This window comes from Azospirillum griseum (genome assembly GCF_003966125.1).
In the GTDB taxonomy this organism is placed as follows: Bacteria; Pseudomonadota; Alphaproteobacteria; order Azospirillales; family Azospirillaceae; genus Azospirillum; species Azospirillum griseum.
The window spans coordinates 22,241-32,626 of record NZ_RXMA01000041.1; the positions used below are offsets into that span (position 1 = coordinate 22,241).

General features: G+C 63.2%; 12 protein-coding genes. 5 read left to right on the plus strand and 7 right to left on the minus strand.

All coding sequences use genetic code 11. The features are described from left to right. Positions 1-20 precede the first annotated feature (20 nt). The gene (locus EJ903_RS24140) at positions 21-1,031 is read right to left on the minus strand and encodes a phytanoyl-CoA dioxygenase family protein (protein WP_246015922.1); all 1,011 of its coding nucleotides are present in this window, start codon (positions 1,029-1,031) and stop codon (positions 21-23) included. Between the two features lie 144 nt (positions 1,032-1,175). On the opposite strand from EJ903_RS24140, the gene EJ903_RS24145 reads away from it, so the two are divergent. Further along, entirely contained in the window at positions 1,176-2,312 is a 1,137-nt protein-coding gene (locus tag EJ903_RS24145) for a sialidase family protein (RefSeq protein ID WP_126620307.1), read from the plus strand. Positions 2,313-2,653: 341 nt separating this feature from the next. Here EJ903_RS24145 and EJ903_RS24150 read toward each other — a convergent pair whose 3' ends face one another. Beyond that, entirely contained in the window at positions 2,654-3,388 is a 735-nt protein-coding gene (locus EJ903_RS24150) for a hypothetical protein (protein ID WP_126620309.1), read from the minus strand. Between the two features lie 157 nt (positions 3,389-3,545). On the opposite strand from EJ903_RS24150, the gene EJ903_RS24155 reads away from it, so the two are divergent. Together EJ903_RS24155 and EJ903_RS24160 are read left to right on the plus strand one after the other, a co-directional pair. After that, positions 3,546-4,331, plus strand: a complete 786-nt coding sequence (locus EJ903_RS24155) for a 2OG-Fe(II) oxygenase (protein ID WP_126620311.1) — start codon at positions 3,546-3,548, stop codon at positions 4,329-4,331. 10 nt (positions 4,332-4,341) lie between these two features. Continuing rightward, positions 4,342-5,022, plus strand: coding sequence for a hypothetical protein (locus tag EJ903_RS24160; RefSeq protein WP_126620313.1), 681 nt, complete (start codon positions 4,342-4,344; stop codon positions 5,020-5,022). On the opposite strand, the gene EJ903_RS24165 is transcribed toward EJ903_RS24160, so the two are convergent. Beyond that, positions 4,968-6,140, minus strand: a complete 1,173-nt coding sequence (locus EJ903_RS24165; RefSeq protein WP_158628002.1) for a sugar-transfer associated ATP-grasp domain-containing protein — start codon at positions 6,138-6,140, stop codon at positions 4,968-4,970. The genes EJ903_RS24160 and EJ903_RS24165 overlap by 55 nt on opposite strands. Before the next feature lie 70 nt (positions 6,141-6,210). On the opposite strand from EJ903_RS24165, the gene EJ903_RS24170 reads away from it, so the two are divergent. Continuing rightward, positions 6,211-7,101 (plus strand): 2OG-Fe(II) oxygenase, encoded by an 891-nt coding sequence (locus EJ903_RS24170; RefSeq protein WP_126620317.1) that lies wholly within the window; start codon positions 6,211-6,213, stop codon positions 7,099-7,101. 144 nt (positions 7,102-7,245) lie between these two features. Further along, a complete protein-coding gene (locus tag EJ903_RS24175) occupies positions 7,246-7,533 on the plus strand; it encodes a DUF6916 family protein (RefSeq protein ID WP_126620319.1) in 288 nt (95 codons plus the stop codon). Here the strand turns inward: EJ903_RS24175 and EJ903_RS24180 are convergent. The 4 genes from EJ903_RS24180 to EJ903_RS24195 are packed head-to-tail and all read right to left on the minus strand — an operon-like array spanning position 7,526 to position 9,977. Then, positions 7,526-8,056, minus strand: a complete 531-nt coding sequence (locus tag EJ903_RS24180) for a GNAT family N-acetyltransferase (protein ID WP_158628003.1) — start codon at positions 8,054-8,056, stop codon at positions 7,526-7,528. The two genes, EJ903_RS24175 and EJ903_RS24180, sit on opposite strands and share 8 nt — an antisense overlap. A 7-nt stretch (positions 8,057-8,063) precedes the next feature. Beyond that, entirely contained in the window at positions 8,064-8,651 is a 588-nt protein-coding gene (locus EJ903_RS24185) for a phage tail protein (RefSeq protein WP_126620322.1), read from the minus strand. A gap of 13 nt (positions 8,652-8,664) precedes the next feature. Continuing rightward, positions 8,665-9,225, minus strand: a complete 561-nt coding sequence (locus tag EJ903_RS24190; RefSeq protein ID WP_126620324.1) for a phage tail protein — start codon at positions 9,223-9,225, stop codon at positions 8,665-8,667. A gap of 56 nt (positions 9,226-9,281) precedes the next feature. Then, the gene (locus EJ903_RS24195) at positions 9,282-9,977 is read right to left on the minus strand and encodes a phage tail protein (protein WP_210211546.1); all 696 of its coding nucleotides are present in this window, start codon (positions 9,975-9,977) and stop codon (positions 9,282-9,284) included. Positions 9,978-10,386 lie beyond the last annotated feature (409 nt).

The following is a 10,386-nucleotide window of genomic DNA, read 5'->3' on the forward strand; positions in this document are numbered from 1 at the left end:
GTACAGATGCCGATCACTTGTCAGGGGGAAAGGTAGATCCGGTTCACGACCGGGTCCAACCCCGGCGGGACCAGAGGGGACTGGCGGTTCAGTGGCGGGGTTCGCGGCCCGTGCGGCGTCCGGTTCACGTTGTACTGGGCCGACAGCAGCAGACGCCGCCCCCGACGCGGCAGTGCCCCCTTGTGAACGCCATAGGTGTCCCCCAGAAACCAGCTGCCCGCCGGTCCCGTCACCGTGACCGTGTCGGCGGTGCCGAACGCCGCCGCAACCTCCGCGTCCGGCAACGCCCGGCCCGTGGACAAGCGACGACTGCGGTGCGACCCCTTCACAAAAACATGCGGCCCGCCATCCTCGTCCACATCGGTCAGGTAGAAGAAGATCTTGAAGCCGCGCAGGCTGTCCAGATCGCGATGAAAGCGCTGCGTTCCCTTTGCCCCCTGACGTCCGCCAAAGCTGTCCCCGCCCCAGGACCACCAGCAGCCGACATTGTCCAGCACCGGCTTGCAGCCCAGATACAACTCCGCCGCCTCCAGCACGGTCGGATGATTCAACAGGCTCAGCGCGTGAGGCGCGCGCAGGATCTGGTCGATCGAATGATAGCCCATGTTGGATTCCGGGCTGGGCGGATCGGCCGGCCGGAACCAGCCCAGATGCGGGCGGAAGGGATCGTGGCAGGGTGTGTTTTCGAAATAGCCGCGCAGATCAGCGACGATGGCCGGATCAACCGGAGCAAAGGCGGCGGTGATGCCATCGGTTTCAAGGGTCCGGCACCAGTCGCGCGCCTCCAGCGAGGGATGGAAACGGGGTGTGCGCGGCGATTGGGCGGCGACCACGCGGGCCAGCCCGTCGCGCAGCTCCGGATCGGTGACAAGGGGGAGCAGATCGTAGATGGCGTAACGACCGTCCGCGCGCGCCTTGCGCAGATACGCCGACAGCGACGGAATGCGGGTGCGCAGCTTGGCCCGGAACCCGTCGGTCAGGTTTGCGATCATGCCAGGCCCCCCGGCCTCCGCCGCCACCCCCATGCTCATGCCCGTCTCCCGTTCCGCGTCTGTGATGCCGTGTGTTCGCGTGCGTGTACTCTTTCTGCGGCATGCCGGTTTTTCAAGCGACGGTCGAGCGTTCCGGTGATTATGGTGGCTGAGGCATGTCGTCGCGCTGGGAAAGAAACGGGAATGGCCTGGCTTGGGGAGTTGGAGCATCGTGTGCTGTACCGGGATCCCCGGTTCTACGCGTCCTTTCCGTCGGTGGCGACGCGGGCGGATGGCGTCGTGCTGGTGGCCTTCCGCCGCGCGCGCGATCACCGGTGGATGCTGGGCAACACCGGCTCCAAGCACGTCGATCACCTCGATTCCCGGTCCCAGACGGTTCTGCTGACGCTCGCACCGGACGGCACCCCGCTTGGCGACCCCCAGGCCCTGCCGTCCGACCCCCAGGCGGCCGACCAGGACGCCAGTCTGCTGGTGTTGCGTGACGGGCGCATCCTGTTGACGGGCTTTTGCTGGTACCCCGTGCCCGCCGGAGTGGGCGAAGACCTGCGCGCGCGCGGCATCGGCCTGACCGGCAGCCCGCAACGCACCGGCGACCTCTATCTCTTCTGGGGTGGCTACACACGCTTCAGCGATGACGGCGGGCGGACATGGTCCCCGCACCGCTTTCTGCCACCCCTGCCCGATCATCCCGATCTTGTGCCCGGCGAACGCCCCTTCCACGGCGGGGCGGTGCGCGGTCGGGCGGTCGAGGCTCCGGACGGCCGCCTCCTGCAAGCCGCCTACACCCACCATCCCGCCACCGGAACCTACGCCAGCCACCTGTTCGACTCCACCGACCGGGGAGAGAGCTGGACCTATCGCGGCCTGATCGCCCATGATCCAGAGGGCAAGGCCGGATTCTGCGAAACGGCCCTGCATCTGGCCGCCGATGGCAGTCTGTTTGCCTTTCACCGCACCACCGGGCTGGACGACCATCTGGCAACCTCCCGTTCGTACGACCTGGGGCAAAGTTGGGGGCCGTGGGAACGGCAGGCGGTGGTTGGCCACCCCTACAACCCCTGCCCATTGCCCGATGGCCGGGTTCTGCTGGTTTACGGTCATCGCCACACCCCCTACGGAATGCGGGCCAGACTCTACGACCCGCTCACCCAGTCACCCGGCGACGCGGTGGAGCGGGTGCTGCGCGATGATGGTCCCTCCCCCGATCTCGGCTATCCCTGGGCGACGCTGCTGCCGGATGGACGCGCCCTGGTGGCGCTGTACATCGCCGACGCCCAGGGGCGGCGGGGAATCGAAGCGACGCTGTTCGCCTTGGAATGACCGGGGGAATGACCGGGGGGAATGACTGGAAAAACAACCCAGAGCTGCGACGGGGTGTCCCCTGGACCGGGCGGCGGGCGGCAGGATAGGCTGACCGGACCATGACACCCCCGCCCTTCACGCCCGCGAAAGCCGTCCCCGGCATTTCCCCCGCCGCCTGCCACGACCCGGAGATTGCCCGGGCGGAGGAGGCTGCTGCGTTTTTTAGAGCGCCGCACCTGAAATCTGAAGCACAACGGCGCTCTATCTAGGTTTTGATTTGTCGAGCAGATTCTCGCGTGAAATCGATTCCGATTTAACACGAGAATCTGCTCTATTCCCGTCTTCGCCGCGCACAGTCGTCACGTCGGAAACCATCGCCCGCGCATGTGGCGTTCGGCCGCCGCCGCCAGCTTTTCCGGATAGCCTGGGATTTCCAGTCCGATCAGCGGCAAGCCGAAGTCGGCGACGGTTGCGGCGATTCCCGCTGCGTCGAACCCGCGTCCTGCGGCCCGGGCGTGGCGGGCGATCTCCATCTCCTGGCCCCAGAAATAAATTTCTTTGGCTTGAACGTTGGCCTGCATGCGCCGAACCTCCTCCACCCGACCGTCGGACATCAACGGCAACCAGATGTCGGGCATGAGCAGATCGACCGGAGCGTCGGGCTGCCATTCGAAGGCATCGCCCTGCACGATGCGGATTTTCGCTTGCGCCGTGGGCGGCAATTGCGAAAACACGTCCAACTTCCGGTGCAACGCCAGAACGTCGCCATCCCGTTCCACCACCGTCACCCGACTCACCTCGTCGCGCAGCGCGCTGACCGCAGCGGACCAGCCCATGCCCATGCCGAAAATCGCCACATGGCCACGAGCAAGGCAAACGCCGATTTCCTGGCTTTCCAGTTCCATCGGCGTCATCGACATCCAAGTGTGGCCGTCACGCACCAGCGCCGCCATGCCGACGGTCAATCGCACATCGCTCCAATACCCCGGACACAGCACCATTCCGGCGATGCGCAACTCCCAATCGCCGCTGCGCATCGGTCGGTAGGTGGGAATGAACAGGTCGGTCTGATAGACGGGAAGATCAGGAAGCAACACAAAACGCTCCTTTCTGTTAATTGATTATTATGAATCAGTTTCTACCTTCAGAGAAGGTAAATCGCCTTCCAGCCCCAAGGGCAATGTTTATTTGAATAATAACGCTAAACGGATATTTTAGCGTGATAATTATAAAAGAAAAGGGTCTAGGCGCATGAAATCCCTGCTCGACGGCATCACGCCGGAACACATAAACACCACGCCTTTTCCGCATGTCTTTATTTCCAACGCAATGGACGCTGCGACGGCCCAAGCGTTGGGCGACGGCTTTCCGACCTTTGCGCAAATCGCCTGGAGCGGCGGCAGCAGGCCGCCCGGCAATCGTCGCTATCAGCTTTCGGCGTGGCCGATCATCAATCATGACGAGCTGTCGGCAACATGGAAAGAGTTTGTCGACCTGCACAGCTCGCCCGCCTTTTTTGAACAGGTGGTCGCGCTGTTTCAAGAGTATTGGCCGGACGCGCTGAAAGCGGCGCTGGACGGGTCTCTGCTCGGTCACTCCATGGGCCTGCTGATGCGCGACCGGTTTGAAAATTGTCGCATCCTGCAAGACGCCCGGGTGGAGATCAACACCCCGATCGCGGAGGCCGACGGGCCGTCGTCGTCCCGTGGGCCGCACCTCGACATGCCCAACCGGCTGTTCAGCTGCCTGTACTATCTGCGGGAGGAAGACGATGACGCGGTCGGCGGTGATCTGGAACTGTTCCGTTGGACGAACGGCCCGACAGCCAATATCGACAAATACGCCCTGCCGGCGGATTCGGTGGAGGTCGTTGCCACGATCCCTTACCGCGCCAACCAGATGGTGATCTTTCCGCAGGGCATCAACGCTGTTCACGGCGTCAGTGTCCGCCAACCGACGCCCCACACCCGGCGTTACGTCTTCATCAGCGCCGAAATCGCCGACGACTGGCTGAAATCGCCTGTCACCCTGTCTTGAAGGAGCCGCCATGCGCGTTCTGGTCTACGGCATGCAGTCCGGTGGTGCCACCGCCTTCACCCTGTTTCTGGCCCAGCGCCCCGATTGTCTGGCGCTGGTGGACACCTTGAACAATTACGCTGCGCCACGGGTGACGACGGCGCTGGACATGGTGGTCAAGACGGTGATCACCACGGCCTATCCGGTCGCGGTTCACATGGAGCGGTTCCGGCCCGACCGCACGATCTTGCTGCTGCGTGATCCACACGACAATTATCAAAGCCTGAAGACCAAGAACTACCGCAATCATTCCGGCCTGATGGAGGAGAAATTCCTGCTGCTGGATCAGGTCTTCGCCGAACGGGACAAATTCGACGCCGTGATCCGCTACGAGGACTTCGTTGCCCGCGATCCGGCGGTTCTGGAAACCGTCAACCAACTGGGTTGGCCGGTGGAAGAAGGTTATTTCGCTTATCGCCGCCGCCATGAAGAGCTGCTGAACGCCTTGTGGGACCATGTCCCCGACCTGTTTGAGCGCATGGAGTTCACCTTCGGCAACGTTCAGGGCAAGGAGGTGAACGAAAAATTCCGCGACAAGCCCCGCGACCCGGCTGTAGAGGCACGCCTGCGGGTGTTGTGCCCCCGGCTGCTGGAGCATTACGCCGCCCACGCCGCCAGCAAAGCCCCCGGCGACCCGGCGTCGAGATCGTAACGCCCGGCGAGGTTGGTCAAGATCCAGTTGCCGACGCTGTTGCCCTCCAGCAGGACCGGTCCATCGTCGGTCATGATGAAATCCCAACTCACCAGCGGCAAGGGCGGAATCACCGCAGCGGCGATCAACGCCATGGCCGCCGCGTCGAAAAAACCGGAAATCTCCCGACCGGCCAGACGCGCGCCGTTCCACGGCAGCGCCGTCAGGCGTTCTTGCGATCGGGCGAAGGAGACGCCGCAGGCGATGCGCCCATCGGTGAGATTGATCGGCGCGTGGATTTCCCCATGCAGAAAATGACGGGAATCTCGCCCCGGAACCGGGATGTTCAACAAGGCGGAATGCAGGAATGGCGGCTGTCCGGGGGCGCGGGCGGAAGTCAGCCGCAGCACCGGCGCGCGTCCGGCGTCGGCCAGATCCGCCAGATCAAGACGGGCCGTCAGGCGGTCCTGCACCAGCAGGTCGTCGGTGGCGGCCAAGCGCAGCAGGCGGGAACGCAGCCTCGGCCAGCCCGTCGGTGGGCCGCCGTTCACCCGCCAGCCGTCGTCCTCTTTCACCAGGGAAAACGCCCCGCGACCTCCGCAGCCCCGGCGCGGCTTGACGAACAACCCCGCCACCGCGCCTGAGGTCAGCATGCTGGCCTCGTCCGGCGCATCCCCTCGACAAACCTTCGCGCGCAGAACCGGGACCGCCACGCCCGCCCGGGCAAGACGTTCCGCCGCCGCCGCTTTGTCGGCCAGAAGCCGATGTCCCGCCGCATCCCCCAGCCGCGACAGCAGCAAGCCCGCAGCCCGCGCAGGCAAAGGGTGCCGTCCGCCGAAAACGCCACGCCAGACCCAGGCTTCCACCGGGGTAGCCCCGGACAAGAGGCAGTCGCCGAACAACAAGGTGGCGGTGACAGCGTTCAACCCATTGGCGCGGGCGAACGCCGATGCACCAACGGCGGCGGCGGCGGCCCAGACCGACCGATCCGCGCAGGCCAGGAACAGGCGCAGCGGCGGCGCGACCTTGCCCCGGAACCCGGCGGCGGCGGCCCGGCGCAACGGCGCGAGGCTGGTATCAGAACACACCCCCCAGCCTTGCCCGTCCCACGGCGAAAGCCGCCACAATTTTCTCAGCATGTCGCCTTGATTTTCCCCGCTTCCACGCCGCAGTCTGACGTCGCCGCCGACGTTTGCAGGAAGAATAACCATGACCGGTCGCCCAGAAAAAGCTTCCCTCGCCTTCCCCGATGAAACCCTGGTCGAACGGCTGGCGCAACCGGCGGTCCTGACGGCGTGGCTGGCGCAAATCGAAAACGCGCCACCGACGCGGGCGCAAGATCCCACCCTCGCCCGTCGGCGCGCCGGACTGCTGCGGGCGCTGGGGCGGCTGGAGGACGCGGCCCGAGCTTACGCCGAACTGAAAACGGTTGAAGGCGACCGGCTGGCGGCGCTGTTGACCGGAACGGCGACCGGAACGGCGGAGGAGACCGGCCCCACCCGCTTCGTCCGGCTGAAAGGCGTGTTGAGCGCGGCAGAACAGCAACGGCTGTGGAACCGCGTCGAGGCCGACGACGCCCGCTTTGATCAAGCGCGAATCGGGCAGACGGACAAGGCCCGCCTCAACCCGGACAGGCGCCGGTCAGCGACGTTGGCCGACGACGCCCCGGTGCGGGAGTGGTTCTTGCCCAGGATTGAAGAGTTGATTGAACGCGAACGGGTGTTGGAGCGTCTTTGCATGGCACCCTTTCCGGTCGCCATGCGGGAATTGCAGATCACGCGCCATCTTGACGGCGGGTTTTACCGCATGCATCGCGACACCGGCCTCCCCGGCGATCCTGCCGCGTCGCGGATCTTGACCTATGTCTATTACTTTCACCGGACACCCCGGCGGTTTTCCGGTGGCGATTTGCTGATGTTTGACCATGGGCCGGACGGACGGCGGGCGGAAACGTTGGAATTCACCCGCTTTCATCCCGAACACGACACTCTGATGTTTTTCCCATCCCATCGGCTGCACGCGGTGGCACCGGTGACGCTGGACGGCGACGATCCGTCGGACGCGCGCTGGACGGTGAACGGCTGGCTGCACACGTCTTGAAGTCAGCGAATCACAGAGGCAACATCTTGGGAATCCTGAGAATCACCTCAAAAGTCATATTTCAGGCGGACTGGCATTATTTGTTGTGAACCCTTGGTGCAAAGGAGATAATGCCTATTACGCAAACAACCACGGAACGGCGCCATGACCCTGGAACGGTTTCAGCCGCTGATCGGCCAAGATTTCACGCTGAATTACCCGGATTACCACGAAATTCTGACCCTGGTGGAGGCGGAATCGCTGAAATACCCAGCGCCGGCAGGTTTCCCCCCCGGCTTCATCCTGATTTTCAACGGGGAAAACCCGACAACGATGCTGGGGCAGGCGATCTATACGCTGGAGAACGCCGCCTTGGGACGGATCGAGATGTTTTTGTCGTGCATCGGTCCGCGCCCTGAAGGCGGGTTCAGGTATCAGGCCGTTTTCAACTGACGGCGACAGGCCCGACCCGCCATTCCATCAGTTCATAGACCCCACGCAATTCGATGACGGAAAAACCCAGGCGGTGGTAAAGCCGTTTGGCGGGGTTGTTGGGCTCCACATGCAGCGAGACGCAGGTTCGCCCCAGACTCCGGGCAATGTCCTGCGTCCATTCCACCAAAGCTCCGCCGATTCCCCGCCTGCGAGAGGCGGGCGTGAAGCCGATGTCGACGATCCGGATTTCCTGACCGTTATCGTGCAGCAACAGTTTGCCGACAGGCGCGCCGTTGCATTCGATCACCAGACGCGCCGCCTCGGCGTAATGCGTGTCGTAGTGTTGGGTCTGCAGCCTGAACTGGTCGTGAAGAAAAGCGACGATCAACTCTTGCGGCCAGCCGGTGACGGACATTTCCTCCCACCTGGCGGCAACGTACACGTCGCGCATGAAATCCGCGTCCGCCGCAACGGCGGGGCGCGGAAAAATCCCCCGCGCCACGAGGGCGTCGGGCGCGGGGGGCAAGCTCAAAACCGGCATGAACGGATCAATCCGGTCGCACCGGGAACGCGCCATCGGCGACGCAGATGGCCCAATGCAACACCAGCACCGGCTGGCGATTCTCGTGCGGTTGGGTTATGCCGTTGTTGCCGCCGATGAAGGGCGACAGCGTTTGCGCCGCCAGATTGGTCGGCGGCGTCGCCGGATCGGCCACGTACGGCAACGCCACGAAGGGGGGAGCGGTGCTGCCCGTCTGTTTATAAGCGATGCCTGTCAGCAGATTGCCGGCCGGGGTGGTTGCGCGGACGGCCGCTCCCGCCTGGGCACCGGTCAGGGTGTGGGTGTGCGACGGGACGGTCATGACCGACAGGGTGTTGGTGCTCGATCCGCTCGCGGAAGCGAAAACGGGGTCAAAAGTGTCGCTCGGATCATCCCCGGCACCGACGGCCACCCGCCCCTGCATGTTGGGCAAATTAAAGTATGTCTTCCCATCACCCCCGAAGGCGTTGCCAATCACCGCGTACAGAGGCGTATAGTCCCGGATGGTCAATTGTTGCCCTGTACACCACATCCAGTTCGCCGGTGCAAAGGTATAGGGGAACAGGCGGATTTCGCCAATAAACGCGTCAGCCATAATCTGTTCTCCTTCACTGGTTCGGCCGGGACGGATACAGTCCAGTAATCGCAATGATGTAATTGATGGCGATATAAGGCATGACGTTGTAATGCGCTTGGTTACCGCCGGTGGCTGACGCGATGCTGGCGTCGTCAAACGTCTGTAAGGTCGGGGCGGGGGTTGCCGTGGGCGAAACATAGGCGACCATCGTGCCGCCTGCCTGCGGTGCCGGAACCGCCAGCGCCGTGCCGCTGGCCGGGGTGTTGGTCGTGCCCGTGTTGCCGCTGACTGAAAAACTGTGTGTGTGCGAGGGCATGTTGGCCGTGGACAATTGCACCATGCTGGCGCCGCCACTCTGTCCAACCGTGCGGTTGGTCAACCCCGCCCCTTGGCCCTGGCCGACCGGCAGACGCCCACGAAGGTCCGGTACCGCGAAGGTGGTGGTTCCATCACCGCCGTAAGTGGTGCCAATAAGCGAGAACAACGCTTGATAGTCCATGACCTTCAACAACCGACCGTCGCACAACGCCCAACCTTCCGGGGCGTAGTTGCCGGCGAAGGGGCGGATTTCCCCCAAAACCGAATCCACCATGGAACGCATCCTTCCATTTTCGTCAATCGGTGAAAACCAGTCCGATCCACCCGGCGTCAGTTGCGCGGCGGATAGTAACCGGCCGTGGCGATGCAGAAATTCAATACCGTGAACGGCTGCATGTTGTTGTGCGGCTGGTTGCCACCGGAGGTGGAAACGGTGGCAGAGGCTAGCGCTTGCGGATTGGGGATCCCCGCGCCAGTCGCGTTGGGCAGATAGATGTTGAATGGCTGAGTTGTTGACGACAACTGCGGCACAACGGTGGCGAAATTGTTGCCGCTGGGAAATGTCAATGTTCCCTTGGCCGGGTTGGCGGTCACCGCATGGGTGTGTGATGGCACGTTGGTGGCGTTCAAGGTGACGGTTTCGGCACCGTACGTCTTACCGGTCGCATAGTAGAGGCTCGGCGTGTCCGTGCTTGGGCCGACGCCGATGGGCGTGCGCCCGCGCAAATCGGGCAGGCCGAAGGTTGTCCGCCCGTCGCCGCCAAATTGCGAGCCAAGCAATGACGCCAAAGCCTGATTCTGCTGAGTCTGCAAGATGGCGCCGTTGCAAAGCGCCCATCCCACCGGTGCCCAGGGAAAGGCCCAAATTTTAATTTCACCGACAAATGGGTCCGACACAATGTCCTCCTGCGGCGGATCGCCGCTCGTCATGTTGCGCACGGAGAAGCCGACCGACTGGCGGCAGCCATGGCGGCGAGCGGAGAAAAACGCCGCCCGTCCGCAGATTTCATCATGCGCGCGCAACAATCAATAAAATTATTCTGATAAATTGTATAAATCATGGCTGTGTTTCAAAAATTTGCAATGCAGCATCTCAAATGGCCTGTTTTTTGGCTGTAGCGAGTACATGCGTACGGGAATGATGGTCATTCTGGCGTGATTTTGGTCGAAACTGGCGGCGTTTGAGCCGCCGGAACATCGTCAGGTGGCCTCTTTGGCGTCATGCAGACACGGTTCAGGCGTGTATGCCTGCCAGACAGCGATCATTGCGAGCCAAGTTGATGGTGTGGACGACCGCTGCTCCCGGCATCGAGGTGCCATAGATTAGTGGTTGCAGACTCCCACCTGACGAGAGGGCCGTCCACATGAGCATTGTTACCGTCGGTCTCGATCTTGCCAAGCACGTCTTCCAGGTTCATGGCGTTGATGAAGCCGG

Coding starts and splice junctions, on each gene's coding strand:
- EJ903_RS24160 (WP_126620313.1), top strand. CDS start 4,342: ATGCGCGTTCTGGTCTACGGCATGCAGTCCGGTGGTGCCACCGCCTTC.
- EJ903_RS24165 (WP_158628002.1), bottom strand. CDS start 6,140: ATGCTGAGAAAATTGTGGCGGCTTTCGCCGTGGGACGGGCAAGGCTGG.
- EJ903_RS24145 (WP_126620307.1), top strand. CDS start 1,176: ATGGCCTGGCTTGGGGAGTTGGAGCATCGTGTGCTGTACCGGGATCCC.
- EJ903_RS24140 (WP_246015922.1), bottom strand. CDS start 1,031: ATGAGCATGGGGGTGGCGGCGGAGGCCGGGGGGCCTGGCATGATCGCA.
- EJ903_RS24175 (WP_126620319.1), top strand. CDS start 7,246: ATGACCCTGGAACGGTTTCAGCCGCTGATCGGCCAAGATTTCACGCTG.
- EJ903_RS24190 (WP_126620324.1), bottom strand. CDS start 9,225: ATGGTGGATTCGGTTTTGGGGGAAATCCGCCCCTTCGCCGGCAACTAC.
- EJ903_RS24180 (WP_158628003.1), bottom strand. CDS start 8,056: ATGCCGGTTTTGAGCTTGCCCCCCGCGCCCGACGCCCTCGTGGCGCGG.
- EJ903_RS24170 (WP_126620317.1), top strand. CDS start 6,211: ATGACCGGTCGCCCAGAAAAAGCTTCCCTCGCCTTCCCCGATGAAACC.
- EJ903_RS24185 (WP_126620322.1), bottom strand. CDS start 8,651: ATGGCTGACGCGTTTATTGGCGAAATCCGCCTGTTCCCCTATACCTTT.
- EJ903_RS24155 (WP_126620311.1), top strand. CDS start 3,546: ATGAAATCCCTGCTCGACGGCATCACGCCGGAACACATAAACACCACG.